Source organism: Brevibacillus sp. NPDC003359, from assembly GCF_042878995.1.
In the GTDB taxonomy this organism is placed as follows: Bacteria; Bacillota; Bacilli; order Brevibacillales; family Brevibacillaceae; genus Brevibacillus.
In genome coordinates this window covers 20,797-43,552 of record NZ_JBIAOR010000025.1, presented here as the reverse complement: position 1 = coordinate 43,552, position 22,756 = coordinate 20,797, and the positions used below count along the sequence as shown (strand labels likewise).

Below are 22,756 nucleotides of genomic sequence, written 5' to 3'. Positions count from 1 at the left end.
TCTCCTTTCCCATTCTGTGGTATAATGGGAGTAATCAATTTTTGTAAATGCTCTGCGTTAACGGCGCAGGGCTTTTTTTGTAGGATTTTCCATCCTTCTGTCGAATTGGTTCGTTGTCCAGACTTACCAAAATCTCACAGGAAGGAGGTGAGAACAGTGGACATCGATTTTGCAGAGTTTGAAAAGAAGCTATTGCAGCAATTCAGAAGTACCATGGACGACTCGGAAAAAAATGCAGATGCTAATGCGTTAGCCGATCTGATTAGTTCAGTCGCAGTCAAAGTGGCAACTATGGCAATTAAGGAGTATCACGAGAACATTTCCCTACACCAAGTATCACAGCAGAAGAATTAAGCATTTCAAAGATTATCTGTTTTGCGGCCGGCTCTCTGTCGGCCATAAATTTCTCAAGTTCCTCTTGTATGATCTCGCGAACACGTTGCTCATCCATCCCCACTCACCTCCACTCACTCGATCTAATGCTCCATAGCTGTCGGTTCTTTACTTCCTGGCATCCAACAGCAAAGATAGCTTTTTATTCAATTGGTTGATTGATGTACTCAGGGAAAAAATGTCTTCTCTGAGGTCAATCAACCTCTTCGTTTGTAGCAACAACTCTTTCCCCACCCAACTATTGGGTTCCACAATTACTGTGTCCATGCTTTCGTGTTCTTCAAAAATCCGCTGCATTTCCTTAACAGCTCCCATAGAATCATCGAAAATGCTTTTTAGCTCTTGCTCATTCATCCCATATCACCTCCCCTCACCGATCTATGAGTCCAGGACCGCCCCTACCTCTACGGCCCCCATGCAGCTCCGGCGACTGCGCCTGTTGGATCTCTAGGAGACTTTCTGCTTCTTGATCATTTGCAGGAAATCAACTGTGGTGGACCTGTGGGTGTTTTTCTGATCTAGGCAACGAAGTCTTGCGAAGATGCACTTCCTCCTGTATTGCAACTTGATCACCTTCCAGCGACACCCGCCGATCATGTAGATATCGCCCATCAAATGTTCAAATCCGGTCAATCGTTTGTCTTGTCCATTTGCTTGATTTCCCCGCATATGCAAGTCCTCTCCAATCGATGATTTTGAATGGTCAGACGAAATGGTCCAGCGTGACCGCATTGACAAACTCCAGCTCTCTGACCAACTGGTGCAGGCTCTACTGCCGCTTTCGCTTTTCTCTTTCTCATTTGATACTTGGTGAGTAATGCTCATTGTGAAAAGCTGTTACCCGCTTCTTGAAGTCATCACAGACAGCTTGTCCACTGTGTGGAAGCATGAGAGCAGCTTCCTTTTCAAAATCTTTCACCATCAATTCAGCCATCCTGCTATTGAAAGTTGCCAAGCTTGATGTCTGTTGCATGCTATCTCATCTCCTCTGTTCAGAAATCTTTGTAGCACAGGATAGACCTTGAAAGTGGTTCGTCTACCCGAGCAAGGCCCATGGAAAGATTCGATTTTGGTATTCCGCTTTCGCGGTTACATGGTCCCTGCTCGGGGAGACGAAGAAACAACCCACTTCACTCGTCGTCTATCCGAATGAACTTTTTACTTATGTTCTTTTCTTTTGTATCTTTTGGGGATTTCAATTCTTGTATGCTCGATACGACAAGATTTGAACACCAAATTTCACGTGGATCTTTATCGAAAAAATGAGCTATTTTCAGCATTAATAGGGCAGAAGGTGCGTCGCCACTCTCTATTTGAATAACCCGCTGTCGAGTGATTCCCAATGCTTTAGCAAGTAACTCTTGAGATATGTCAAATTCTTTACTTCTTCGAAGAAACTTGATGTTATTCTCCAGTTTCATCAGTTTTGTCACCACCATTCTTGTCGAGTCGACCTTACAAGACAAATTGTAATATCAACCTTACATTTTGTCAATACTAGAAACGTATGTTCCTCTTCCAAAATTGTCGTACATATATTACATTTTGTAGAGTAAACCTTACACGGGAGTAGGTACTTTAAATGACCAGTAACCCTAGGACTGAGTTAAATCTCAAGATAGAAGAGTTGAGATTAAATAAAAAATATACTTTACGCCAGGCCGCTCATAAGTCCGGATTGAGTCATGCGTACATTAGAGATTTAGAACTAAACAAGAATAGAAAAACAGGACTTCCGATAATCCCTACCCCTCAAGCACTACAGAAACTAGCATCTGCATATGACGGCTCGTATGACGAGTTAATGAAGCTTGCGGGCTTTGTATCTACCGAGACCGATCCTTTCGACGCCATCTTGGAAGATCCAGAGTTAACAGAAGAAAAGAAAGAGATAGCACGTAAACTTCGTGATTCTGATCTAAACCATGAACAAATGGTGTTGATCAAAGGGATTTTAGAGAACTTCAAAGCATCAAAGAAATGAAAAAGCTATTCTCCTATTTCTGGAGAATAGCTTTTTCTATTTTTTCAATCTCAACTAATGACTCAGGGTTATTGTCTTTTAATAATTCGTGCAGCGTTCGGATTTCCTCTGTCGTTAATTTTTCAAGCACCAATCATACCCCTCCACGTCAGGAACGAACGTTCTGTATTTTTTATTGTCACACATTAAGTTGATGTCGACAATAATTTTCCCTGACTCTATCATAAACTAAATTTCCATTATCTATAATTTTACAATAATGGAAATATTCTTTTGTGTAGATTTATTTTTGTTTTTCTTGTAATATCTATACTACAAAAGGGGGTGATCTCACTGAAGAAATCTATTACGTCTATAATCTGTATCATTTCGATTTTTTCCGCTGCTGTAATTGCTTCAGCCGATAACGGACCGAAATGGTCCACTCAAATAGATGGACCAAAAAACTCAAGTGGCGTTGTTACTCCGCTTGATAATGGCCCTAGATGGTGAATGAAAAAGGAGCATCGTTCTTCGATGCTCCTTTTTGTTAGATCAATGAGTAAATTTTGTCTTTATCTTCTGTTGTGATTTGGTCGAATAGTTTCATTGACAGCCGTAAACATTCGTTGGTTTGGTTGCCTAATTTAAGCCGTTTTGATTGTTCCAGTGATTCAACAATTAGAGTAATTGCGTCATGTACTTTACCTTGGTTAATTAACCATTCTGCGATCAAACACCGAACCATAATTGATCGCTTGCAACTAAGTGGGTCAGTCCTAGAAAAAAGTACTGTAATTGAGTCCGAGAAGGTGTCTAGTGCAGCTCCGAAATCTTTGTATTTCTTATCGTTTATAAAAAATCTCAATAAATGCTCAATATTATTAGGGGCGTCCTCTTTGTGAATCTCCATTAATGCCCATAATGTTTTTGCAGCTGAGTTGTCTCCGGCTTCCATAAAGATAATACACGCATTTAGTTCAGACCATTTCTTAAACTCATCACCTAAAATTGAATACGTCTTATTAACTTTCAGCGCTTTATCGAACTCTCGCTTATGTCGATGAGATATTTCTTGATAGGAAAGGCACTCGGCATATAAAGAAACGTCGTATTCTTTTGCCCCCTCCAGTACTTCTTGAACCTCTCCGCTGTATTTCAGTAGATGATCCCATTTGTCAAGCACATAAAAAACCGTCAACATCCTAAGATATGCTTCATACATATGCTTTCCTGGTAACAAAGTAACATGTTCGCCTAGTTTGGTTGCTGCTTCAAACGCATGTTCCAGATCCCAATTTCTGACGATCATAAATCGACGATAATAACTTAATGCAAGACAATCCACCAATCTGTTTCGTTCATTTTTAATGACTATGTCATAAAGCTTAAGAGCTTCTTCGTCTTTGCCTTGTTTCTCCAGATCACGTGCTGCCTTATAAAGATCACATAATTCTTTGCCGCTCTCCAAAAGAAGACTGATCATTTGGTTTGCATACTCCGGAATCCCTGTTAGAAATGAGTGCTGAATAAGTTCTTTAATCCTATTTCCTCGATTCCGGGGGGCATTCCAACAATCCCATAAATATGCATCATAGAAAAAACCTTTTTTCAACTGTAATAATGCAGTCAATGAATCAAGAACCTTTAAATCGAATGGACGAATCCCACTTAGATTCCTACTAAGTTGTGCTAAAGAAATCCCCAAAACATTGGAAATAAATGTTTTTTGCATCCCAGATCTGTCTACCGCCTCGCTTACCTGGCATGCAATATCCCGTTGAATTATAGACATTATGTATCCTCCCTATTGATCGGTACAAACCTGCCATCTGTTAATCGATTGTGCTATAATCAGGACTTACTTACTATTTTCAGGAGGCAGCAATGGCTTTTAAAGTCGTCCGCTGCTTGCTGCTTCAGCACTTGGCCAATTCTGATCTGACTCAACAAGAGTTAGCTGATCGTGTCGGAATGACTAAACAGCAGATAAACAATTACGCTCGAAATCGCGGAGTCATGACGCTTGAGAATGCGATCAACATTGCTGCTGTATTAGGTTGCTCAGTAGAAAGCCTATATGAACTAGAAGTCGTCTCAGTAGATAACTTGAGAAAAGAGCGAAGCAGTAGGCGTAAGTAGATTCCGATCTACTTGCTCTTGCTGGTACATTGTTTCATGTACTATAATCATAGTAGTTGAGGGTAACTCAACTGTCAAGAGGTGATAGAAATTGTTGGAACGAAAAAAGATTTTCTCTGAGCGATTAGGTCTGTTGCTGGATAGAAACGGTACATATGCAAAAGACCTTGCCCAACATCTTAAATTACATAAATCATCAGTCAGTCTTTACCTAGCCGGAAAATCATTCCCAACTGTTGACAATCTTCTTGAAATCGCCGATTTCTTCAATGTCTCTGTGGATTATCTTGTTGGTCGAACGACAGACCAAAAATCTCATTTACAATTTAGATATCCACAGCTTGATGAGGGAAAAGAGAGAACTGAATGAATATCGTAACTGATTTTTCCTCCCCCCCCCTTCAATTACAAAAAAAGACCCGTCCATAGGACCGGTCTTTGGGTTACATCTATTGTTTATTCGCTTGGTTAGTGAGATTTTTGTGATATCCACATGTGGACAACTCTACTGGCTTCATGCTAAACTATCCACAGAAAGATTTGGAAAACAAAAAATGATCGGGAATCTAAGAGAGTTGGCGCTCCCTTCAGATTCATCCAGATACCGAACCATCTCGGTAAACTGAACGCTCCGATCTTTCGTTATTAGTATACCCTACTTCGGGCTATTCTATCAAGGCGAAAGTGTCGGTAATGTTTGTCATACATCGACATTCATAGCGCTCTGTTGCCATCCAGTTGGATCGGTGCAGAGCGCTTTTTGGTTTCCTATCATAAAAAATGCCGCAGAAAAGGAAAAAGCCCGGTGTTGGAAGCACCGGACCCGAACTAAACTCATACTCAAATTGTTGCCTTCATTATATCGCGAAAAAAGCGAGCATGCAAGGTCTAGTTTCCTATTGCAAAAAATCGAGTTTAGGGTTTGCTCTTTCCTTCCCCTGCATGGAGGAGAATACATATGCAAATCAGCCAATCCTTAGCCACGTTCACCAGCAAGCATGAGCTGAACGAAGCTGTCCGCAAACACCTCTATTTCCAAGGACACAAACTAAACAAAATCGAAAAAGCCCTTCTTAAAAAGATATCCCAATACAGTTGCAAGTTCTTCGGTGTTGCATGGCCATCCTTGAGGGTGCTTTCCCAAGCTTTGAAAGTATCCGAATCGACTGTTAAGCGTGCACGAAAGCATTTGCTTACCCTTGGTATTATTTTGCGCGCTGACTCTTCCCAACGTCGAAAAGGTGATGGCGAATTTAGCAGTGCAGTGTACATTATTCAGCCAGCTGCATATGAGAAGGAACTCCCTTCTTCTACCCAAGATGACCTGCCGAATGACCTGCCGATAAAAACAGAAATGACCTCCCGTGAGGTTACAGAAACACCAGACGTACCAACGGTTCGACCAAACAAAAACGTGTCCGAAACTAAGTCTTTTTCTTTATCTTTAATTTCTTCCGATAATGTTTTGAATAACGTAAATAACGTTCAGGCTCCTACTCTGGAAATTGATTCTGAAATTCAACCTTGGTTTTCTCGCTTAATCAAGCCGTTTGCAAATGATCCTCTTCTCATAGCTGACCTTTGGGAAAGTCTTATCTATGCGATGAGGAAAGTCAAAAGAACAACGATCGGTGTTATGCAGCTACGCAATGCTGTGAAGTCTCTACAGAAAAAAATGAAAAAGAACGATACTGATGAACCAGCTCGTTACTTCTATGGCGCGATTTACAATCAACTGACAGGATCAACTAAGACAATGTTGTCTGCTCAGATTGAATACGAAAATGTGCTTGTAGACGATCTCCCTGCTGGAGTCAAATGGCAAATGGAGCAAGCTAGTCTACTTCAGGAATCAGAAGAAAAATTGATCAAGGATGTTCCAGCTTTACAGGTTTTAATAGATACATCGAGAAAAACGCTCCTCAAACAGGACAAGCTTCCGCTCTCATTCGGCAAACCTATTGTCGCAGGAGAAGGTCAAGGAATTGACGCCTTCCCGGAATTTGTTGACCGTTTACAGAGACTACGCTCTCGCCGATGATCGTATGATGCCCTCGTGCGGTAATACTCATAGCAACGTAACTATTCGGAAGGTTGGCATGCATGGAAAAGAACGCGCCACCTACTCAAAGAACGCGACTTTGATAAATTTTGTGGTTTATTTTATGGCGCGCTTAAAAGGGTTACTGTAGAGAAATTTCCCAGTCTAATAAGCGTTCTATATCGAGATTAGAAGACAATCCCTTTTGCTTCCATTTCAAACAACGCTTCGGCATTTGTGCGTAAATCAAGACACAAATAGATTCTTTCGTACTTTTCGCAAATGTGTATCAAACCTTCAACCGTATCTGTATCTATGTCATCATTTTCTCCGCTGATGATATCTTCCCTTGGATACATTACAGCCATTCCATCTGGTCTAGCTAAGATGTTCAAGTTGCCTTTGGGGAAATGTTTGACCAACGTTACCTTGTTTAGAATTTCTGGAGTGTCACGGATGGTTAGGACTAATTCACAGACTTTTGGGGTAAAGTTTATGATTGCGGGTAGGCTTTCGAAAAATTCTTTGATATGTGCAGGGATTTCTCGTTTAGAATGATCCTCAGACGGAAATGGACTAGGATTTAGATAACTATCGATTTTTTTCTTTAATTCGACTGGATCGCTAGTGATAATCTCATTAGTTTCTGCAGAATCTCTCATAGAACTACTCCACCCTCTTTATAGATGTATTTTCCGAAATGATACCACATCTAGGCCTTTACCGATCATCCTTTATACAAATTGTGGTAATATGTAAGAGGTCGTGAATCTGGTGTTCGCGCACCTACGGCCTTGCACAAATATACGTTCCCACAAAGGGACGGCTCAAAAGCGTAGGATCGAAATAGATCACCTAGCCGTCAAGCTCAAGGGTGATCATTTCTTTTTTGGGACAATCCGTGTTAAACTATGAATAGTAGCATAAGATAAAAAAGGACCGCAGGTGTTCCACCACCTACGGCCTTGCACAATAGACGTCCCCTAAAGGGGCGGCTCAGTTAAATAGGTTCGCGATCAGAAATAGATCACCCAGCCTCGTAAGCTCAAGGGTGATCTATTTCTTTTTGAGGTACGTTAGCAAAGCCAGAATGAACATGCCGAACATGAACATTAGCGTCAGTGCTTGAAAGACCTCCATCAGCGCCACCCCCTTTCTATCGGGGATGAGCCGACCACCCTTGAGGAGCCGATTCAGTTATTGTGCGAACAAATTTTATATCAGAAAGGTATAAACTGTCAAAAGCTTGCCAATCCTTCTAATAGATCGTTACTGGAAAGGGATGGCGCGAAATGGCAAAGTGTGTGTTGTGCGGAGACAAGACCTCCAATAAAGGGTATGAGGATCGGAATGGTCAATGTCCTCCTTGTCAGAAGACTATGAAGAAGTTCGTTGCCTGGTTGAAGAAACAGGATGGTTAATCCAGGAACATGTATTGAACTTTTTTGTTGTCTACAATGACCGGTGATACCCGGTACTTAGGGTTCTTGTTGTGTTTATCCTGGATGTATTTCACGTAGTCTTGAGAATTTACGCATGCGTTGATCATGATTTCGGCAAGAGTTGTTTTCGTCATGCCGCAGCTCGTCGCCAGCATAACGAGTTTGTCATGGGTGTCTTTGGACAGCGATGAATTGACTCGGACTTTTTTGTCTGACCGTACTTTCCTTACGGGTATCGGTTGGCCCTGCCCTACTCTAATTTGCATCAAATTTGCCCCTCTCTTTGGCGGTTATCTCAGGAACACTGTCCCGTAGTTACGCTGTTCATCGATTACGGTGTAACACCTTTACGATGACACTATGCAAAAACTGATTCGATTAGAACAAGAAAAACCGCCTCTGCAGGCGGTCATCGATAAATGATATCTCCACGTTTGATTTTGCCAGCAAGTGCCTGCTTCACCAGATCAGGCGCTCTTAGCTCCGTGTGCGCTCCTGTAGCGCGTTCTATGACATGCACTGCACCTTTCGATACCCCGCGCACCTCATAAGCGCCTGGGGCTGTTTCCGTTTGTCCTAGCGTGCCTACGAAGATGATCGCGCTCAGTAGGATCAACGCCAGGCTAAATTTCCATACAGAGTTGAGCTGCCGCTCTTCCTCGCTCGCGTTCTCGTACCATTCCACAAATTCCTCGTCGCCCTCGATCTTGAACATGGTTACCGCCTCCTTTGCTACAAGAAGATGCGGCACGGTTTGTCCATTATTCAAATAGATTTTTGGGTAGAATCAAAATTCTGTTTGAATTGTGCCCATATTGGCGAGACTGGCTGTTGAGGTGATCGATATGTTTGGGATCGGCAAGACAAGAACGCCGTTTGGGAACTTTATTGATAGTAAACGAATCATGCAAAAAGAGGTTGAGGAAGAGACTCGATTGAGTAACCCCATAATCAAGAAAGCCTGTAACGAGGACAGTTATTTGCCATCACCAGGGACGCAAAAACGGCTATTGGAGTTCGTGCGGCGGCGTGGTTGGAAGAGCGCGAAGGCACATGATTTGTGGCCGTTGTAATTGCTTCTCGCCTAAGATGTTGCTAGATATATCTTAATCAACACTAAGAAACATATAGGACAACTAAAGAACATCGTAAATAATATTTTGGTGTTGCTTGATGTTGCCTAGTGGTTTATTATGTTCCTAGGAAAACATTTACCAACATTTACGGAGGCGTTGCAGATGGCAATTAAAAATATTGGTTATGAAACGGCAAATTCATATGTAAAGGTCAAAGCTGCAAGTGGAGAGTCTACATACCTGAACACACTGAAAGAAGTCCATCATTCGCGCCAAGAGAACGTCCTTGGTAATGGTGGCGCAGGATCTACAAAATCTATTTACTCTATCAATGGTCGTAAATATCAGGTAAGCGAGCCTGACGGCCTGGGAAACACAGATCGGAATGAGAGTCGCTACCAAAACGTGATGTACCTTGATGCATCTAAAATTGCAATTAGAAGATTCGCAGAGAATGGCGATGAGATTGTAGCAGTAACTGCTTTGCCAAGCGCACATTACGATCTTCCAGGCGTTGAGGAGACACTAAAAAACGACATTATGGGGGAGCACGTTGTTTATAAGGATGGCGTTCCTCTAACCTTTAACGTCACCAAATTCGGGACAATCTTGCAGCCTGTCGCAACTATCATCCCATGCATATTTGATCAGAATGCAAACGTAATAAACCGTGGGCTTTTGAAAGCGAAAAAAATTGTGGTGGACATTGGGTGGGGATCGACTGACGTTGCCATCTTGAATGGTCTTGATCTCGAACGAAACATTGCGATAGACGGTTCGATGTTAGATGCTTACGATTATGTCTTGAACATGTTGGAGGATAAGTACGAAGCACTCAGAAACAGAAAAATTCCTTTATTCTCCCTAGAATCGCAATTGAAAAAAGGCGACATTTTTGAGTACGGCGATGTTGAATACGATTGCAAACAGATTAAAAAAGATGCTCTTGCATACGCTGCTTCAAAAATAATGGCGAAGCTCGGCGGAAATGGTATCGAATTGAAAGAATATGAGTTCTCTGTCTTCGGTGGTGGAGGAACAACAGCATTGGCTGAAAATCTCAAACCACAGTTGGAAGGCGTGAATGCATTTAAGGTGGAACGTCCTCAGATTCAGAACGCTATTGGCTGCTACATAAAATCATTAACGCTGTAGGGAGGGATAACTTTGGCAGGAGCAAAAAAAACTGAAGCAAAAAAACCTGACGACATTCTCCATATCAAACTCTTTGGTGGAGAAAGTGAAAAGGTAGATAAGGTTATCAAGTTTTTCAAAGACGGACGACCAAAAAAGTTTACAGTCATTGAAGCACTCGTAGATTACATCCACAAGCAAGAAGCCATGACCGCTGGAACATATACACCAGCTCCAGCTGTAAACCAGCAACCACCGAGCGATGAAGGAAAATCTCTTCTTTCGAAGTTATAGACCAACATGACAAACACCAAGGGCAAATGGAAGGCTCTTGGTGTTTTTTTACAAAATCCTCATTTTGAAAAGTTGGAGGAGAAGTTATGAAAGAGATCATCCAAATCAATGGAAATCAAGCGTTTGTTGATTGGGATTACATTAAGTCGCTTACCAGCGCAGAATTTGTAAGTGACTTTGAAATTCGTTTTAGTCCTGAATATGCTTCGTCATTTTTGGTAGATGATGGCGGAAAATTCGTGAAGTTTTATATCGTTGAGAGTAAGTTAGGTAGTGTTTATTATGCTATGTATAACAAGCAGGAGGGCTTTACAGTAGAAATGCATTCAATTACCTCAAGTAAAGTGAGATTTTTTCTTAGTCATTTCCCAAATTCTATAAAGTAACACAATGTTGATTGTGAAAAGAAAAGGAGTGAGTATTCATGGCAGAATTTCATAGGTACGAATGCCATCTACAAACGGGTGATCGACTAATCACTTTGACGGTCTATGCTAAGAATAAGTTGACCGATGAAGAAGTGAAAGACCAGGCAATGGATGAGGCTAAGACGGCATTGAAGGACTACGCAACAGCGGATTTGTCGAAAGACCTGGTGTTTATCAGTTTCAAATATCTTGGTGACTATGCCGAATTTTAACGACCCGCACATGAACAACCCGCCTCATCTTTCTGGGCGGGTTGTCTACTGCTATAATCCCTCGGTATATCTTATGTTCTTGTGTTCATGTGCGCTTATAGTAATTGTCGAGCCGCACCTGGCACTCTGCCCGAAGGATCTCTACGTTATACACGCTTTCCTCCTGCCGCCCGCGGACGGTGATGGTCACAACGTACTGGAATCCGTCTGGCGATCTCTGGGAGTGAATTTTACCCCCCAGTCGCCCGAATTGACTCCGGTACTTATGGTGCTCCCGCTCGGCCCACATCGATATTGCATCAAACATCGGGCGGTATGACATCTTGAATTGGTCTTGAATAGGATTGCTTGCGTCAAGTGCCACGGCCTTAAACAGTAAGCCATATAGGATCGCTTCGTGCAGGATCTCCCGCCATTGGTCAGGTTGCATCATATTCGTTCAACCTGCAGCAAGCTTCCGATTGGCACCCACCATATCCCATCAACACGAACCAGTTTAAACTTGTGATCACTGTGGTCAATGTCTTTCACAATTCCCCATTCTGCCCGGATACCTTCCGCTTGCCACATGACGTTGATCGCATAGTCTTTATGAATTGAGTCATAAATGATGGCAAGTATCGTAGCTCGGGCATCTGGATTGACAGGATGCAACGGGGTCACTACTTGTTCATAATGATGTTCATACAACAAGCTCATTTGCCGTCCTCCACCAGTCCAGCCTCTATCAAATCTCGAAGGATGTCAGGAGCACAACCAGGGCTTACACCAGTATGAATTTTGCTTATCGCTTTAAGATGCTTTGGAGTTAAAACAGGAACAGCTAACAGTTGGCCATCAACTACAGCGTTTATTTTCTCCATTTTATCACCTATTTTCACGAACGTTTGTTCCTGTATTATATGCGAACAACATACGAACGCGCAAGTTGTAATTCAGTTTATTTCTATGCCGATGGTACAATATGGGAAAGGACGGTGATTACTATGAAGTTTGGGATGCGGAAGCCTAGCTTGAAGAAAAGGATCGCAGCTAGAACCAGTCTGAAACGTCAGCTTGTTCATCGTGCAGGTCTAAAGATGCCTCGCGGCTGGGGATGGTTGAGGAATCCGAAGAAATACGCCTATAACAAAGTGTATCAGCAGACCACCTTTGATATTTTTTCTGTGATCAAGAAACTGTTTAAATAAAAATAACCCTCCTGGGATGATCCCAAGAGGGTTTGTTGCTTATACATCCAGTTCTTTTTCTTTTTGTGGTGGTTTCGTTTGCTCTCGCAAGAATCGATACATTCGCGTAACCAGCCACGCCCATGCCTGTTTGCCACCAATAAGGGCGAAGCCGTTGCGGATCCGCGCGGGCAAAAACTCGTAACGATCAATCAAGTCCTTTTCTTTTGTATAAAGAAGCTCTTTGAATGCAGGGTGCTCACTCTCGATGTAAGCAATGAATGAGTATATCCGAGGAAAAAGGTCGGCAGCCATAACGAGGCCAACAGAAAGGAGTAGAGCCATCAGCCAGCCCCACTCCATAAAAAAGCTTATCAGTTGCTCAAAGATCATCATTTACAGACACATCCTTTCAATTTCACGGTTTTGGTTTCTTGGATCCACTCCACCTGCAGGTCGAGCGCCGCAGCGATCTCTCTAGCTGGTGCATAGGATGTTCCTGCCTCGATGGTAACGGTCAGCTGCTTGTCGTTGACTGTCACGGCCTTGTTGTCTGGGCACCATCCTGGCGTGACACCTGTAGCCTCTGCTACCGCACGTACTGGTAGGGTTGAGACGCCATCTTTGAGGTATCCTTGCACCGGAAGCACATTGCCGTTGATCTCGATGGATACTTTATCCACAGGTTTATCAACAGATTTTTCCGCTGGTTGTGGATTACCTTTGAGTACCCGCTGTACATCATCCTTGAACTTCGCCCATGCTTGTTGAGCTGTCAGGCCCGTGAATCGCCTTGCAAAATCATCAGAGACAAAGTAGGCAGGGCAATTCTTGCCTGTAACGTCAAAGTGACGCCACAGGCGATCCACGCCCCATCCGTAACGCTTGAGGATGTCGGCTGTCAGCTCCAGTGTGTTTTGATACATCGCATCGAAGTCGCCGTCACTGTTCACGCACATTTCAGTCCCAATCGTGCAATCATTTGGATATGAGCTGAGCCTTTGTAAAGCTGCAGGCGCGTACGACTTAGCGCCAACGTGATAGCCCATTTCATTCTCCGGCAGGCACCTGACGATCTCCTTATCATCTACGCAATAGTGGGCACTGGCGACTGTCGTTGGTTTGTTGAAGTAATGCCGGTTAGCTTCAGCGTCCGCACCCTCTTTCTCGTTTGCCGTCCAATGAATGACAACGCCCTGGGGTGTAATTTTCCTCCCAGGGCGTGCGTTTTTGTTAGTCAGGTACATATCTATGATTTTCAATTTTTGTTCATCCTCTCCACACAGGTCATATTCGTAGAGCTTGTGCTGCTCGATCAATCGCAACAGCTTTTGTGGGTATTCTGGATCCGTGGCATAGCCAGCCTCGTACACTTCCAGGCATGCTGTCCTCCAGTCCGCGCCTATAACCTTGGCGTATATCGGTTTGAGCAGAAACTGTGTGCGATCTCGGATGCCCTCATCCCAGCTATGGTACTTTTTGAAAAAGGAGCCCTTTTCGACCTTTTGATTGGCCTCGAATTCACGAGACACTCTGTAATAGCTCCCAGCAGGGCCTGTCCCTTTGATGCCAAACAGGTTATTTGCTTTGATAGCAAGCTCGGATTTCCCCCAACTTGACTCCAGGATGGCTTGTGCGATTGTCAGAGAAGCCGGTATTCGTGATTTCCGCATTTGCTCCATGGCTAATGGTGCAACGAGAGATATGAAAGCCTTTTGATTCATTTGTACTCCTTTCTCGCCGCTCTCTCGGCCTTGGCTTTGATCTCGGATCCGACCAGGTTAACGATGGACTTCGGCATAGGCCAGCCGGCTCGATGGGCGTTGGCGGTTAGGCTGTTCCATGTGTGGTAGATTAGACCGAATGTGACTCCATAAAACAGGAATCCTGGCGTGCCCATGACCTTATCCAGTAGGTTTGCTAGTGCTGGTAATGCAAAGAGAAATAATGTACGTGGAATTCGACTCAAGCCATACTCAGAGGAGTACGTTTCGTCCTTCTTGGAAGCTCTTACGCCTGTTACCCAATCTAGGCAAATCATAAGGAACAAAACCACCAAGATATCCAAACGATCACTGCCATAAAAATACTGAAACATCGATAAGAAAATGGCTCCTGCTGTTGCTGCCACTCCGTTCCCTGGGGTAAATAGATTTTCTAAACTCTGTACAAACTTCATCTGTTCATCCTCCTCACCCCCTGGGGGCAAAAGTAAAGGGACTGCATCAGCAGTCCCCCGTCATCCTATTACTGAGCCAATTCCGGAAAGCCCAGGATCTCCAGTTGGTTCTTTACTTCTGGTTTGATTCTGGAAGGGACTTGAGGATAAGTCTTGTCTCCTTCAATGATCAGCGTTACATAAATAACAGCGATTGCCATGTTGCCTTCACCTCCTCTCAATGTGAGGAGTAGCCATAATAAAAACGCTTCTACAGCTCTCTTAAGTAGCTGCATTGGCGTTTAGTAGCTTCTGTACATCGGCGCGGTCCTTTTGTGGTACTTGCTCAATGGTTTTTACGCCATCTTTGATCAAGTCTGCGTAAACCTGCAAGATAGACTGCATCAGGATGTTCCCCCTTCAGGCGGCAGAAACGGTAAAAACATTTCATACAATTCCGTTACTGCTAGCATGACGTTTTTATTTTTTTCTTCTAAAACTGCTTTCTCATCAGTGAGCTGCTTGACTTGATTCTTTAATGCTTTATTTTCATTTTCAAGGTCGGCCTTCTCCTTCTGGATTTCGCTGCATGGACGTTCATTTGAAAACTCTACATTCATTAGTCGAAAGCACCTCCCCCGCCTTTTGCATAAATAGAACTGTTAGCATTGGCTTTATCAATTCTAAACCGGAAATTTATGCCCCACTTGTCTGCTGTTTTCGATACGTTATTGAACAAATGTGCACGACCCAACTTGACTACTATCGTGGCGTCCTCCCAAGTTGGTAAAGCATCGTAGGCATTGTTGCAGACCTCTACTAGTATTGTTGCTCCAGGTGGAATAATCCAAGTTGGTGTGAACAAGATGCGTTTCGCTGCCACATCTGTTGTAAATCTTAGTTTTACAGCCTCAGGTAAGGTGTTGAAGTCCATGCCATTGAAAACGATCTTATTTACGAATCGGGTCAGTGTGAATGTCCGCGTTGAACTCATGCCCTGATTGTCAGTAGCTTCGATCGTCAACGTATGCGGGACGCCCGGCTCCAAACGTAACCATAAGTCCTTTGGAATCGTGATTGACTCCTGACGATCAGCGACGCCTGGGAATGTGCGGATCACTACACCGTTGATTTTCTCGGTGACAGTGAAAGGGTTGCTCTCGGGCTCTGTAACCGTGTAAGTCTCGACTGGCGGTGCTTCCATGATTCCGAGGTCTTTGTTTTGACCATCGATCACCGGAGGACGGTTCCAGACAACACGGAGTTTACGTGTGACCTCCAGGCTCTTACCCTGCTTGTTGTCCTCTGCCGAGACAGTGAGGATGTGGTCGGTATTTTCGGCAAGGTCAATGCCTGTGATGTCCGTATCTCCGAGATAAATCCGCTTGTTTCGATAGGTCAGCGTCTTGTCAAACAAAATAGGCGTGCTACCATCCGATATGCTGGATGCAGCCGCCTGAGTAGGTCCGCTATTGATCTTGTAAAAGACAGAGACTACGTCCCCCACGTCCTCGTCTACAGCCTGACCAGATACCTTGAGCGTTGAATTTTCGGTCAACGTCTGGTTATCAGGCGTGTCCAAGGTGACGACAGGCTTCTTGTTGAGGTTAAGCACGCCGCGATACTTTACTGCACCCGTTGTCTGGTAGATTGTTGGCGGAATCGAGAAATCTGTTGCAAACGTCTGGTCATAGAACGTTGCTGGCATGGTGCCAACGCCGTCTATAAACGGTCCGCTGAATGAGACGAACTCGTTGCTGGACTCAATGCGCTTGATGTAGCCGCCGTCTTCATATGTGATGATCAGCTTGCCGTTTTTGTCGCTGGTGATGCTGGCGTTTGTGCCTTTGACGAGCTTCTTCGGCGCCGGGAGCCAGCTTGAACCGTCTGCTGAGTTACTGTACCTGATCCACGGGTTAACGGTGTCGCTCGCGTCTGTGCCGTGCCATGCAACGTGTAATTTGCCGTTTGGTGTCCGGATTGCCATGGGTGAGGATTGTGTATAAGTCGTGGTGATGATGGAGTTAGCTGTTCCTGTACTCGACCAACTTGCACCGTCATACAAGATTGCTAAAATGAACCGATTCGATCCATTGTACGCTTCTGCGATTAATGCAGGATTACCGTCTTGTTTAATAATCAAACTAGGATTTTGAACATACCATCCAGACGTGTTGTAGTTGGAAATTTGCGCAACAGCACTCGGAGTACCTAACGTCCCGTCCCCGTTGATCGGAATGGAACCAGCGCGGATGTTAAAGCTGTTCGGGTAATTGCTGTTTTTCGTGCTAGCTGCCCACCAAATTTTTGTGCCGTCAGGAGTGATGGCGAGTGAGACACCCTGAAAGGCAGATTGAGACACGTCCAAATCATAAGCGCTCGCAATCGTGGCTCCTACATTGGTGGCATCAAACCTTGCAACAAATACCTTAGCCGAACCATTTGCGACACAGTAAACATTCGTACCTTTACACAGTATTGAATACGATCCATTCACACCGATATTAAATGACGTCAATAATGAGTAAATTTTTCCGTTATCACTGGATTTATAAAATTTGACGGACGTCTTAAATGCGTCTACCACCGCACCAACCAACCACCCATTGCTCAACCTCACTGGTGGAGCCATACGGGAAACAAGGTAAGCAGACGATACCACGTTGACAGGTACGAAAACCTTGCCATCCTCTTGCACAACCGTAATGTTCCTTGTCACCTTGGTTGAGTCATCGCTGCCATCATTCGCCCAAACTTGGATTGACGATGCCTCTGCTGGTAAAAGTCCTGAAACGTCTGTGGAGCCATCCCAGAAACGGCCTTGCGAGTAGGTCAGTATCTTACTGAATGACTTCGGATTTGCCCCATCAGATGTGCCAAGAGCGATGGTCTGAGTTGGTCCGCCAGCTATGGAGTATTTGACAGATAGCGCTTGTCCCGCGTCTACATCGGATATGGTTCCCTCCAGATTGTACGTGCTGCCTTCCGATAATGTTTGATTGTTGGTAGGCGAGGTGAGTGCGAGTGTTGGTGGTGTATTATAGACAGTAATTACAACCAGACCATTTCCTGTACGTTGATCTGCTGTAGTGCCATTATTGGCAAGTGCCCCAACATAAGAAGAGCCACCACCGCCTGCACCGCCTCCGATTGCATCTCCGCCGCCACCACCATAGTATCCGCCACCACCACCGCCACCGCCGTATGCGCTGGAAGTATTAGTTCGTCCGTTACCACCTACGCCGAGCGCACCGGCACTCGCTCCTGCTCCACCTGCTCCACCTGCAGTTTGAGAACCACCCGCGCCGCTGTATGGTTGCCCTGCCGATCCTGTACCTCCAGTTGTGCCTCCTCCATAACCTCCGATGTGACCACCATGTCCTGCACCACCACCACTGGCAACCAAAATCCTATTTGCCAATGCAGTGCCGCCAGAACGAACATCAGATGAACCACCACCACCTGAACCACCGCTACCTGAACCACCGCTACCGTTACTTCCACCACCTGAACCGCCGCCATTCCATCCTCCCGCTACTCCGCTTGAACCTGTGGCAGCTTGCCCTTGTCCTCCTACATAAATATCAAGTGATTGACTCGGAGTAATATTCAAATCACCATATGCATATCCACCTTTACCACCGTCAGATCTACCGCCTTGAGCTCCCCACGCTTCAATTTTAATTTTCGTTACCCCTGCGGGTATTACCCAGTTTTGTACTGCTCCGGTATAGCTGAAGGTGTATGTTGTTCTTCCTTGTCCGTCTTTACCAACCGTTGGCATGTTCCTCCCCCTTCCTTCCGTAAATGGCCGTTATCGGCAGGTTTCCTCATATTGGAATCGCACATCCACGCTGTTTTTCTCCTCTTCATTAGCAGTCCCCGATTTTCTTTCTTCAAACTTCTTCACAACCCTATCTATATCTCGGACCAAAGCAAATGCCATCAATCCAAAAAATAAATTCAATGAGAGATATAAAAACAAGGTCCTCGCCTCCGGATGGATTGGCCGCTACTGCGACCCATTCCTGTTTCTACCATCACTTAATCACCAACTGTGCGTTTGTCTGATCAACCCAGCCTTCTTCGATCTTCAATCCTGTCAGCGATGAGAAGTCGAAAACAAACTGATTGTCGCGCATGTCATTTGCCATTTGGCTTTCGAGCGTTTTTACCCGGGTTTCTAATGCGACGATCTCCGTGCGTGGCACATGCAGGTTCGCGTCATTCACATGGTTCACAATCTGATTAAGTGCGGCTGCATTAATTCGGCTACCCAGCTCTACGATGCCCTGTTTCTCGAGCTCGACAATCTCTGTCGTACCATCTTGTTTCCTGAGTAGATACTTCTTCTCGTCTCCGAAGTTGTACACTCTGTCCGTAAAATGTTCCATCATGTGGCAGCTCCCTCCCTCCAAATAGCTTCAATCGGTATCTCAAGCCGCAAGTCAGTGTCCGGCTTATCGATGTTGATTTTCCCGGGCGGATCAGACCAGACTACCTGACCGCCTGCATTCTTGATGGTTCGCTTGGTGATTATGCCGACCACATTAGCTGGCACGTCAATAAAAAACCTCACCTTGCTACCTTCGCGGCTGCTGGTGAGGCTGACTATTTGTATGGCTCCGTTTATTTCGATCTCTGCGTTGTTAAACAGCGTTTGTAGGTGCTTCGCCTGTTCCTCTAAAGCTAATTGCGTCATCATAGCTCGAATTCACCTCCAGCCGAAAATGTCCCGCATGCTTGATAGGTGCTGATAAGAACGATAGGCGCAGCCTGACCGGAAGTGAACTCAAGAATACTTGGTCTTTCCATGGTATGAAAATAGACGCTGATGCCTCCAGCAGCAACGCGTTTGATAGTTTCGTAGGGTAGGGTGGTCATGCTGCTTTGATTGACGAACAGGAGGATAGCAGCAGGCTCTCCAGCCCTTGGGTGTTCCTTCACACTCCACATTTCTTGTACACCTGTGAATCCTTCGCCTATCAATACGCTAGCCATTTCGATGATCGTCTCTATATCACCAGGAGAAAGGTTTGCTCGTATCTTTGTTTTGATCATTTTGCGAAATTCTTCGTCGTTCATGACACCACGAGCCTGTAGGACATTCCTTCCGATCTTATCCAGGGTGTATCCTCTTGCTTGATCAATGTCTCGATACAACTCTATCGTTTCTATCGTTTCTTTGACTTCTTGTAATTGGTCTGTAAAAACACGAAATAGCTTGCCGATACTCCCCGTCAATCTTTTGTTGTAGTTATCTGTCAAACGTTTTAACAAGAGGTCCATGAACTTCAATTTAGTTCACCACAACTTTCAGTGAATCAGTTTCAGCTACTTGTCTTGGTCCGATCTCTACGTTATTGGCAGATAGGGCGCTTGGATCAACTCCAAGGCGCAATTGAGCATCTGCGATTCCCTCGACTTTATACAATGCACTGATTGCTTTGGTATAAATGACATCTTGGCCCAAGCCAACCCCGCTATAAATCGTACCATCCTCATCTTGCCCGCCAATGTACTGAATCAATGCCGCTCGTATCAAATCTTTACCATTTATCGGGAAGTTCTGATTGGTTTCCAATGTCACAGAAACAAAGACAGAGACCTGTTTAGGCCTTGTAAATCCGATGATGTGACTCTTTCTCTTGGAATCTGTGACTTGAACCTCTGTTTCGCCCCATGAGCGTATCCCAGCAGCTTTTGTCGAGTGAATAGCTTTAGCGATTTGCTCATCTTCTCCCCCAAAAACAAATGGGGCAATCGATTTAGGTGGGATATCATCCACTGTGAGCATTGAGTCGTTTTCTTCTACCAGGCAATCTCTCATGCCGGGTAATGCCAAAAGAGTCGCCACAATACTTTCAACCGTGCTGCTCCCACCTGATGATACAGATCTGTCATACCTTTGACGAAATTCAGTATCCGTTTCTTTCGCACGCCCTCCTGTAATTGTTACCGTATTGATTACGGATGAAATGCCTATCGTCGGATTGACGACAACCTCAATAGCTGAGATTGGTACATTCCCAATCGGTCCTGACAACAGTGCTTGAATCGGCACTGAAACCTCGCCAGCAGCTTGGATTGTGGCTTCCTCTGTCGTTTCGAAGACAATGTTTGTTCTGGTAGAAAAACGACTACCTCGTGCAATCGGGATACCTGGATCGCCACGGACAATCACATGACCTTTTGCTTTTTCAGCTCCACGGATTTTTATTCCGACATATTTCCCAACATACTCCAAGTTTCTTCCGATGGCTTTGTCAACATATGCGCTGTTGTATACATTTTCCAACTGTTGCCATAGTAAATTGAGGCCCCAAGCGAACAGGCGGAGGATGATTCCAAGAGGAGATCTCTCAGAGGTGTTAATCTTTTCGCCAAAGACTTCTTTGGTTTTCGCCTCCATCTCTGCAAAAAGGTCGGCAAAACGTTTTCGTTTAAAGCCTTTTTCATCCAACATTTACATTCACCGCCTCTGCGATTGTCTCGCCTGTTACAGCAGTTGCTATAAATCGCACCTCGATTGTTCTTGCTTTCTGATCCGTGATAAATTCAATGGACTCGACTGTTTTGATTCGCGGCTCCTGAAAGAGTCCCTGGCGTATTTCCTCTCTCATTTCTTCTTCCGACAGTTTCTTACCCAGGAATGCTCGGAACTTGATTCCCAAGTCTGGATTGAGGAACCATTCGCCCTTGTTGGTCCCAAGAACACAAGCGACACATTGCGCGACTTCCTCGTCCCCGTCGATCAAGACCAGCTCCCCGTTGTCATCGATTACCAGGTCTCCGTTTACCAATTTTAAAGACTGCATGGGAACACCCCCACAATAACAGCATCGTTTTTGTCATGGATACGTAGGCTGCTAGGCTTTCCAGATTGACCTTTCATTGCGTCTTTGATTTGCCTATCCGCACAGACGATATAGACCGTATCCCCCGGCTCTAGGATGTGCCTCTCGCGTTTAATGACTCCGCTATCTGTTCGATATTTATGACCCAATACTGGAACTGTCTGAATGGGGGATGGAGGCTTGTCAGTCAGTTGAATGAGAGGCAGCACAACCGCAATTCCGGTTAGTTCGTCGAACGATATTACCTTACACGGTTGAGCTACCGCCATGCTTGAAAGCCGCTCTGTTATGACAGCATTAATCAACTTGGCAAGGTCGCCTGACGGGTCTGCGTTCATGGTAAGATCGCCTCCGCTTCCGTGATGAAGTCACCCGTTCTACTAAATTGATGACTACCGCTTCGCACATGCATTCGTCCTGTAAAATCTTTGCTTTGTAAGTCAATCACAGAAGCAGTCGTAATTCGGTATTGTAGTTGTGACTTCACCATGTATCCTTTGAATTTGTCGTCCTCAAATGGTTCTGGCGTACCAATCAGGCCTGTATCGACAGACAAAGAAAAAACATCATCGGCACCTTTTCGCAAATTCCTGACATAGAGCTTCCCTTTGTTGATGAATGCGCTGGTGCCGCAATCGGCTGCCACTTTGCTGATGATCTCTGTCACTTCACCACTGGCTGTATACCCTTCGTCATACCGATAATCTTGATTGAGCTGAAATTGCGCGATAGGTAGCCCCAATTGCTTCGCCATTTCTTTTAGAATGTAGCTTCCAAGCGTACCAGATGCATACGCGACATCCTCCACCTTTCTTCTGGAAAGGTCTTGGGAGTCCAAGACGTTTATCGTTGTGATCTTATCTACTCCATCGCGCTGAGTAATCACCCTTGAAATAAAGCCGTGTAGGATAACCCCCACATCGCCGCGATACCCGGCGTTAATCATCAGCACATCATTTCTCTTGATCCGGTTGAGTGTATCCTTTGAGAGATTCCAGAGCTTCACTTCTGATTCGTTAGGCAGCAGGTCGTTGTCAAACGGAATCGTGCCCTCTATTGCGTAGTGATCCATTGAGAAAGACATATTATTGACCATAACCTCAACAACCCTGCCGAAATTAGCCATTGTCCTCCTCCTCTTCAAACACATACAAAAAGACTGTCTCGCCAAGGGTGGCCCAAGTAACCTCTTGGGTGATCCCCGCCTCGTCAAACGGGATAATCTCGACTTGTGGGAACCTTTCGTCCGCACTATACGAAAAAAGAGGCTCGCCATACACCAGTTTGTTTCCGGTTGCGAGTACCTCTCCATCTCGTTCTAAGTCGACTGTAAAAAAGTCGTATTCGCTATTGTAATTCACTTCAAAGGTAAAAACCGTACCGGATAGAGCTATTTCAAACCGATACGGCACTTGTTCTTTTTCAATGTCAAGATATTCCATCGTGT

General features: G+C 44.7%; 38 protein-coding genes. 11 read left to right on the top strand and 27 right to left on the bottom strand.

Annotation, left to right across the window (positions count from 1 at the left end; all coding sequences use genetic code 11):
* Nucleotides 1-156: 156 nt before the first annotated feature.
* Complete coding sequence (locus ACFYU8_RS29915; RefSeq protein WP_390306691.1) at nt 157-354, top strand: hypothetical protein; 198 nt, start codon at nt 157-159, stop codon at nt 352-354.
* A gap of 147 nt (nt 355-501) precedes the next feature.
* On the opposite strand, the gene ACFYU8_RS29910 is transcribed toward ACFYU8_RS29915, so the two are convergent.
* The 4 genes from ACFYU8_RS29910 to ACFYU8_RS29895 all read right to left on the bottom strand — a co-directional run bounded on the left by ACFYU8_RS29910 (nt 502) and on the right by ACFYU8_RS29895 (nt 1,814).
* Nucleotides 502-747, bottom strand: a complete 246-nt coding sequence (locus ACFYU8_RS29910; RefSeq protein ID WP_390306689.1) for a hypothetical protein — start codon at nt 745-747, stop codon at nt 502-504.
* A 93-nt stretch (nt 748-840) separates the two neighbouring features.
* Nucleotides 841-1,125: a hypothetical protein gene (locus ACFYU8_RS29905; protein ID WP_390306687.1), complete on the bottom strand. Its 285-nt coding sequence runs from the start codon at nt 1,123-1,125 to the stop codon at nt 841-843.
* 64 nt (nt 1,126-1,189) lie between these two features.
* Nucleotides 1,190-1,366, bottom strand: coding sequence for a hypothetical protein (locus ACFYU8_RS29900; protein ID WP_390306685.1), 177 nt, complete (start codon nt 1,364-1,366; stop codon nt 1,190-1,192).
* 157 nt (nt 1,367-1,523) lie between these two features.
* Entirely contained in the window at nt 1,524-1,814 is a 291-nt protein-coding gene (locus ACFYU8_RS29895) for a helix-turn-helix transcriptional regulator (RefSeq protein WP_390306683.1), read from the bottom strand.
* Nucleotides 1,815-1,975: 161 nt separating this feature from the next.
* Here ACFYU8_RS29895 and ACFYU8_RS29890 point away from each other — a divergent pair, with 161 nt between their 5' ends.
* Complete coding sequence (locus tag ACFYU8_RS29890; protein ID WP_390306681.1) at nt 1,976-2,377, top strand: helix-turn-helix domain-containing protein; 402 nt, start codon at nt 1,976-1,978, stop codon at nt 2,375-2,377.
* Nucleotides 2,378-2,906: 529 nt separating this feature from the next.
* Here the strand turns inward: ACFYU8_RS29890 and ACFYU8_RS29885 are convergent.
* Nucleotides 2,907-4,151 (bottom strand): hypothetical protein, encoded by a 1,245-nt coding sequence (locus tag ACFYU8_RS29885; protein ID WP_390306679.1) that lies wholly within the window; start codon nt 4,149-4,151, stop codon nt 2,907-2,909.
* 92 nt (nt 4,152-4,243) lie between these two features.
* Between ACFYU8_RS29885 and ACFYU8_RS29880 the strand changes: the two genes are divergently transcribed.
* The 3 genes from ACFYU8_RS29880 to ACFYU8_RS29870 all read left to right on the top strand — a co-directional run bounded on the left by ACFYU8_RS29880 (nt 4,244) and on the right by ACFYU8_RS29870 (nt 6,539).
* On the top strand, nt 4,244-4,498 hold the full coding sequence (locus ACFYU8_RS29880) for a helix-turn-helix transcriptional regulator (RefSeq protein ID WP_390306677.1): 255 nt from the start codon (nt 4,244-4,246) through the stop codon (nt 4,496-4,498).
* 94 nt (nt 4,499-4,592) lie between these two features.
* Nucleotides 4,593-4,868, top strand: a complete 276-nt coding sequence (locus ACFYU8_RS29875) for a helix-turn-helix domain-containing protein (protein ID WP_390306675.1) — start codon at nt 4,593-4,595, stop codon at nt 4,866-4,868.
* Nucleotides 4,869-5,456: 588 nt separating this feature from the next.
* Nucleotides 5,457-6,539 (top strand): helix-turn-helix domain-containing protein, encoded by a 1,083-nt coding sequence (locus tag ACFYU8_RS29870; protein WP_390306673.1) that lies wholly within the window; start codon nt 5,457-5,459, stop codon nt 6,537-6,539.
* A gap of 188 nt (nt 6,540-6,727) precedes the next feature.
* Here the strand turns inward: ACFYU8_RS29870 and ACFYU8_RS29865 are convergent, their stop codons facing one another.
* The 4 genes from ACFYU8_RS29865 to ACFYU8_RS29850 form a co-directional block, all read right to left on the bottom strand.
* Nucleotides 6,728-7,201 carry a hypothetical protein gene (locus ACFYU8_RS29865; protein WP_390306671.1) on the bottom strand — a complete coding sequence of 158 codons (474 nt, stop codon included), beginning with the start codon at nt 7,199-7,201 and terminating at the stop codon, nt 6,728-6,730.
* A gap of 394 nt (nt 7,202-7,595) precedes the next feature.
* Nucleotides 7,596-7,679: a putative holin-like toxin gene (locus ACFYU8_RS29860; protein ID WP_306420579.1), complete on the bottom strand. Its 84-nt coding sequence runs from the start codon at nt 7,677-7,679 to the stop codon at nt 7,596-7,598.
* A gap of 277 nt (nt 7,680-7,956) precedes the next feature.
* Nucleotides 7,957-8,247, bottom strand: coding sequence for a hypothetical protein (locus ACFYU8_RS29855; protein WP_390306669.1), 291 nt, complete (start codon nt 8,245-8,247; stop codon nt 7,957-7,959).
* Between the two features lie 143 nt (nt 8,248-8,390).
* On the bottom strand, nt 8,391-8,696 hold the full coding sequence (locus tag ACFYU8_RS29850) for a hypothetical protein (RefSeq protein WP_390306667.1): 306 nt from the start codon (nt 8,694-8,696) through the stop codon (nt 8,391-8,393).
* A 130-nt stretch (nt 8,697-8,826) separates the two neighbouring features.
* On the opposite strand from ACFYU8_RS29850, the gene ACFYU8_RS29845 reads away from it, so the two are divergent.
* From ACFYU8_RS29845 to ACFYU8_RS29825, 5 genes are all read left to right on the top strand, one after another.
* Entirely contained in the window at nt 8,827-9,054 is a 228-nt protein-coding gene (locus ACFYU8_RS29845) for a transcriptional regulator (protein WP_390306664.1), read from the top strand.
* 165 nt (nt 9,055-9,219) lie between these two features.
* Nucleotides 9,220-10,212, top strand: a complete 993-nt coding sequence (locus tag ACFYU8_RS29840) for a ParM/StbA family protein (protein ID WP_390306662.1) — start codon at nt 9,220-9,222, stop codon at nt 10,210-10,212.
* Nucleotides 10,213-10,224: 12 nt separating this feature from the next.
* The gene (locus ACFYU8_RS29835; protein ID WP_390306660.1) at nt 10,225-10,485 is read left to right on the top strand and encodes a hypothetical protein; all 261 of its coding nucleotides are present in this window, start codon (nt 10,225-10,227) and stop codon (nt 10,483-10,485) included.
* An 86-nt stretch (nt 10,486-10,571) separates the two neighbouring features.
* On the top strand, nt 10,572-10,871 hold the full coding sequence (locus ACFYU8_RS29830) for a hypothetical protein (protein WP_390306658.1): 300 nt from the start codon (nt 10,572-10,574) through the stop codon (nt 10,869-10,871).
* A gap of 38 nt (nt 10,872-10,909) precedes the next feature.
* The gene (locus ACFYU8_RS29825) at nt 10,910-11,125 is read left to right on the top strand and encodes a hypothetical protein (RefSeq protein ID WP_390306656.1); all 216 of its coding nucleotides are present in this window, start codon (nt 10,910-10,912) and stop codon (nt 11,123-11,125) included.
* Between the two features lie 85 nt (nt 11,126-11,210).
* Here ACFYU8_RS29825 and ACFYU8_RS31540 read toward each other — a convergent pair whose 3' ends face one another.
* The 3 genes from ACFYU8_RS31540 to ACFYU8_RS29815 are packed head-to-tail and all read right to left on the bottom strand — an operon-like array spanning nt 11,211 to nt 12,006.
* A complete protein-coding gene (locus ACFYU8_RS31540) occupies nt 11,211-11,555 on the bottom strand; it encodes a YhjD family protein (protein WP_483862298.1) in 345 nt (114 codons plus the stop codon).
* Nucleotides 11,555-11,824, bottom strand: a complete 270-nt coding sequence (locus ACFYU8_RS29820) for a hypothetical protein (RefSeq protein WP_390306654.1) — start codon at nt 11,822-11,824, stop codon at nt 11,555-11,557. The genes ACFYU8_RS31540 and ACFYU8_RS29820 overlap by 1 nt, the downstream gene beginning before the upstream one ends.
* Complete coding sequence (locus ACFYU8_RS29815; protein ID WP_390306652.1) at nt 11,821-12,006, bottom strand: hypothetical protein; 186 nt, start codon at nt 12,004-12,006, stop codon at nt 11,821-11,823. Before ACFYU8_RS29815 ends, ACFYU8_RS29820 begins: the two co-directional genes overlap by 4 nt.
* A 105-nt stretch (nt 12,007-12,111) precedes the next feature.
* Between ACFYU8_RS29815 and ACFYU8_RS29810 the strand changes: the two genes are divergently transcribed.
* Complete coding sequence (locus ACFYU8_RS29810; protein ID WP_142498893.1) at nt 12,112-12,315, top strand: hypothetical protein; 204 nt, start codon at nt 12,112-12,114, stop codon at nt 12,313-12,315.
* Between the two features lie 39 nt (nt 12,316-12,354).
* Here ACFYU8_RS29810 and ACFYU8_RS29805 read toward each other — a convergent pair whose 3' ends face one another.
* From ACFYU8_RS29805 to ACFYU8_RS29735, 15 genes are all read right to left on the bottom strand, one after another.
* Nucleotides 12,355-12,690: a hypothetical protein gene (locus ACFYU8_RS29805; protein ID WP_390306649.1), complete on the bottom strand. Its 336-nt coding sequence runs from the start codon at nt 12,688-12,690 to the stop codon at nt 12,355-12,357.
* The gene (locus ACFYU8_RS29800) at nt 12,687-14,018 is read right to left on the bottom strand and encodes a glucosaminidase domain-containing protein (RefSeq protein WP_390306646.1); all 1,332 of its coding nucleotides are present in this window, start codon (nt 14,016-14,018) and stop codon (nt 12,687-12,689) included. Before ACFYU8_RS29800 ends, ACFYU8_RS29805 begins: the two co-directional genes overlap by 4 nt.
* Nucleotides 14,015-14,473: a phage holin family protein gene (locus ACFYU8_RS29795; protein WP_390306643.1), complete on the bottom strand. Its 459-nt coding sequence runs from the start codon at nt 14,471-14,473 to the stop codon at nt 14,015-14,017. Before ACFYU8_RS29795 ends, ACFYU8_RS29800 begins: the two co-directional genes overlap by 4 nt.
* Before the next feature lie 68 nt (nt 14,474-14,541).
* Nucleotides 14,542-14,673: a hypothetical protein gene (locus ACFYU8_RS29790; RefSeq protein ID WP_390306641.1), complete on the bottom strand. Its 132-nt coding sequence runs from the start codon at nt 14,671-14,673 to the stop codon at nt 14,542-14,544.
* 61 nt (nt 14,674-14,734) lie between these two features.
* Complete coding sequence (locus tag ACFYU8_RS29785; RefSeq protein WP_390306638.1) at nt 14,735-14,857, bottom strand: CD1375 family protein; 123 nt, start codon at nt 14,855-14,857, stop codon at nt 14,735-14,737.
* Nucleotides 14,857-15,072, bottom strand: a complete 216-nt coding sequence (locus ACFYU8_RS29780; RefSeq protein WP_390306636.1) for a hypothetical protein — start codon at nt 15,070-15,072, stop codon at nt 14,857-14,859. The genes ACFYU8_RS29785 and ACFYU8_RS29780 overlap by 1 nt, the downstream gene beginning before the upstream one ends.
* Nucleotides 15,072-18,236, bottom strand: a complete 3,165-nt coding sequence (locus ACFYU8_RS29775; RefSeq protein WP_390306634.1) for a glycine-rich protein — start codon at nt 18,234-18,236, stop codon at nt 15,072-15,074. Before ACFYU8_RS29775 ends, ACFYU8_RS29780 begins: the two co-directional genes overlap by 1 nt.
* A gap of 256 nt (nt 18,237-18,492) precedes the next feature.
* Nucleotides 18,493-18,849: a hypothetical protein gene (locus ACFYU8_RS29770; RefSeq protein ID WP_390306631.1), complete on the bottom strand. Its 357-nt coding sequence runs from the start codon at nt 18,847-18,849 to the stop codon at nt 18,493-18,495.
* Entirely contained in the window at nt 18,846-19,157 is a 312-nt protein-coding gene (locus ACFYU8_RS29765; protein WP_390306629.1) for a hypothetical protein, read from the bottom strand. Before ACFYU8_RS29765 ends, ACFYU8_RS29770 begins: the two co-directional genes overlap by 4 nt.
* Nucleotides 19,154-19,750: a hypothetical protein gene (locus ACFYU8_RS29760; protein ID WP_390306626.1), complete on the bottom strand. Its 597-nt coding sequence runs from the start codon at nt 19,748-19,750 to the stop codon at nt 19,154-19,156. The genes ACFYU8_RS29765 and ACFYU8_RS29760 overlap by 4 nt, the downstream gene beginning before the upstream one ends.
* A 1-nt stretch (nt 19,751) precedes the next feature.
* Nucleotides 19,752-20,918, bottom strand: a complete 1,167-nt coding sequence (locus ACFYU8_RS29755; RefSeq protein ID WP_390306623.1) for a baseplate J/gp47 family protein — start codon at nt 20,916-20,918, stop codon at nt 19,752-19,754.
* Nucleotides 20,908-21,270, bottom strand: coding sequence for a DUF2634 domain-containing protein (locus ACFYU8_RS29750; protein WP_390306620.1), 363 nt, complete (start codon nt 21,268-21,270; stop codon nt 20,908-20,910). The genes ACFYU8_RS29755 and ACFYU8_RS29750 overlap by 11 nt, the downstream gene beginning before the upstream one ends.
* Nucleotides 21,258-21,647 (bottom strand): hypothetical protein, encoded by a 390-nt coding sequence (locus ACFYU8_RS29745; protein WP_390306617.1) that lies wholly within the window; start codon nt 21,645-21,647, stop codon nt 21,258-21,260. The genes ACFYU8_RS29750 and ACFYU8_RS29745 overlap by 13 nt, the downstream gene beginning before the upstream one ends.
* Entirely contained in the window at nt 21,644-22,435 is a 792-nt protein-coding gene (locus ACFYU8_RS29740) for a phage protein (RefSeq protein ID WP_390306615.1), read from the bottom strand. Before ACFYU8_RS29740 ends, ACFYU8_RS29745 begins: the two co-directional genes overlap by 4 nt.
* Complete coding sequence (locus ACFYU8_RS29735; protein ID WP_390306613.1) at nt 22,428-22,751, bottom strand: phage baseplate plug family protein; 324 nt, start codon at nt 22,749-22,751, stop codon at nt 22,428-22,430. Before ACFYU8_RS29735 ends, ACFYU8_RS29740 begins: the two co-directional genes overlap by 8 nt.
* Between the last annotated feature and the right edge of the window lie 5 nt (nt 22,752-22,756).

What these genes read in the sequence shown, in the direction of transcription:
- ACFYU8_RS29805 (WP_390306649.1), bottom strand. Translation starts at nt 12,690, where the DNA reads ATGATGATCTTTGAGCAACTGATAAGCTTTTTTATGGAGTGGGGCTGG.
- ACFYU8_RS31540 (WP_483862298.1), bottom strand. Translation starts at nt 11,555, where the DNA reads ATGCAACCTGACCAATGGCGGGAGATCCTGCACGAAGCGATCCTATAT.
- ACFYU8_RS29750 (WP_390306620.1), bottom strand. Translation starts at nt 21,270, where the DNA reads ATGCAGTCTTTAAAATTGGTAAACGGAGACCTGGTAATCGATGACAAC.
- ACFYU8_RS29785 (WP_390306638.1), bottom strand. Translation starts at nt 14,857, where the DNA reads ATGCAGTCTATCTTGCAGGTTTACGCAGACTTGATCAAAGATGGCGTA.
- ACFYU8_RS29880 (WP_390306677.1), top strand. Translation starts at nt 4,244, where the DNA reads ATGGCTTTTAAAGTCGTCCGCTGCTTGCTGCTTCAGCACTTGGCCAAT.
- ACFYU8_RS29775 (WP_390306634.1), bottom strand. Translation starts at nt 18,236, where the DNA reads ATGCCAACGGTTGGTAAAGACGGACAAGGAAGAACAACATACACCTTC.
- ACFYU8_RS29790 (WP_390306641.1), bottom strand. Translation starts at nt 14,673, where the DNA reads ATGGCAATCGCTGTTATTTATGTAACGCTGATCATTGAAGGAGACAAG.
- ACFYU8_RS29800 (WP_390306646.1), bottom strand. Translation starts at nt 14,018, where the DNA reads ATGAATCAAAAGGCTTTCATATCTCTCGTTGCACCATTAGCCATGGAG.
- ACFYU8_RS29830 (WP_390306658.1), top strand. Translation starts at nt 10,572, where the DNA reads ATGAAAGAGATCATCCAAATCAATGGAAATCAAGCGTTTGTTGATTGG.
- ACFYU8_RS29765 (WP_390306629.1), bottom strand. Translation starts at nt 19,157, where the DNA reads ATGATGACGCAATTAGCTTTAGAGGAACAGGCGAAGCACCTACAAACG.
- ACFYU8_RS29825 (WP_390306656.1), top strand. Translation starts at nt 10,910, where the DNA reads ATGGCAGAATTTCATAGGTACGAATGCCATCTACAAACGGGTGATCGA.
- ACFYU8_RS29850 (WP_390306667.1), bottom strand. Translation starts at nt 8,696, where the DNA reads ATGTTCAAGATCGAGGGCGACGAGGAATTTGTGGAATGGTACGAGAAC.
- ACFYU8_RS29900 (WP_390306685.1), bottom strand. Translation starts at nt 1,366, where the DNA reads ATGCAACAGACATCAAGCTTGGCAACTTTCAATAGCAGGATGGCTGAA.
- ACFYU8_RS29865 (WP_390306671.1), bottom strand. Translation starts at nt 7,201, where the DNA reads ATGAGAGATTCTGCAGAAACTAATGAGATTATCACTAGCGATCCAGTC.
- ACFYU8_RS29795 (WP_390306643.1), bottom strand. Translation starts at nt 14,473, where the DNA reads ATGAAGTTTGTACAGAGTTTAGAAAATCTATTTACCCCAGGGAACGGA.
- ACFYU8_RS29780 (WP_390306636.1), bottom strand. Translation starts at nt 15,072, where the DNA reads ATGAATGTAGAGTTTTCAAATGAACGTCCATGCAGCGAAATCCAGAAG.
- ACFYU8_RS29810 (WP_142498893.1), top strand. Translation starts at nt 12,112, where the DNA reads ATGAAGTTTGGGATGCGGAAGCCTAGCTTGAAGAAAAGGATCGCAGCT.
- ACFYU8_RS29745 (WP_390306617.1), bottom strand. Translation starts at nt 21,647, where the DNA reads ATGAACGCAGACCCGTCAGGCGACCTTGCCAAGTTGATTAATGCTGTC.
- ACFYU8_RS29860 (WP_306420579.1), bottom strand. Translation starts at nt 7,679, where the DNA reads ATGGAGGTCTTTCAAGCACTGACGCTAATGTTCATGTTCGGCATGTTC.
- ACFYU8_RS29905 (WP_390306687.1), bottom strand. Translation starts at nt 1,125, where the DNA reads ATGCGGTCACGCTGGACCATTTCGTCTGACCATTCAAAATCATCGATT.
- ACFYU8_RS29845 (WP_390306664.1), top strand. Translation starts at nt 8,827, where the DNA reads ATGTTTGGGATCGGCAAGACAAGAACGCCGTTTGGGAACTTTATTGAT.
- ACFYU8_RS29770 (WP_390306631.1), bottom strand. Translation starts at nt 18,849, where the DNA reads ATGATGGAACATTTTACGGACAGAGTGTACAACTTCGGAGACGAGAAG.
- ACFYU8_RS29910 (WP_390306689.1), bottom strand. Translation starts at nt 747, where the DNA reads ATGAATGAGCAAGAGCTAAAAAGCATTTTCGATGATTCTATGGGAGCT.
- ACFYU8_RS29895 (WP_390306683.1), bottom strand. Translation starts at nt 1,814, where the DNA reads ATGAAACTGGAGAATAACATCAAGTTTCTTCGAAGAAGTAAAGAATTT.
- ACFYU8_RS29890 (WP_390306681.1), top strand. Translation starts at nt 1,976, where the DNA reads ATGACCAGTAACCCTAGGACTGAGTTAAATCTCAAGATAGAAGAGTTG.
- ACFYU8_RS29885 (WP_390306679.1), bottom strand. Translation starts at nt 4,151, where the DNA reads ATGTCTATAATTCAACGGGATATTGCATGCCAGGTAAGCGAGGCGGTA.
- ACFYU8_RS29740 (WP_390306615.1), bottom strand. Translation starts at nt 22,435, where the DNA reads ATGGCTAATTTCGGCAGGGTTGTTGAGGTTATGGTCAATAATATGTCT.
- ACFYU8_RS29870 (WP_390306673.1), top strand. Translation starts at nt 5,457, where the DNA reads ATGCAAATCAGCCAATCCTTAGCCACGTTCACCAGCAAGCATGAGCTG.
- ACFYU8_RS29820 (WP_390306654.1), bottom strand. Translation starts at nt 11,824, where the DNA reads ATGAGCTTGTTGTATGAACATCATTATGAACAAGTAGTGACCCCGTTG.
- ACFYU8_RS29855 (WP_390306669.1), bottom strand. Translation starts at nt 8,247, where the DNA reads ATGCAAATTAGAGTAGGGCAGGGCCAACCGATACCCGTAAGGAAAGTA.
- ACFYU8_RS29840 (WP_390306662.1), top strand. Translation starts at nt 9,220, where the DNA reads ATGGCAATTAAAAATATTGGTTATGAAACGGCAAATTCATATGTAAAG.
- ACFYU8_RS29735 (WP_390306613.1), bottom strand. Translation starts at nt 22,751, where the DNA reads ATGGAATATCTTGACATTGAAAAAGAACAAGTGCCGTATCGGTTTGAA.
- ACFYU8_RS29755 (WP_390306623.1), bottom strand. Translation starts at nt 20,918, where the DNA reads ATGTTGGATGAAAAAGGCTTTAAACGAAAACGTTTTGCCGACCTTTTT.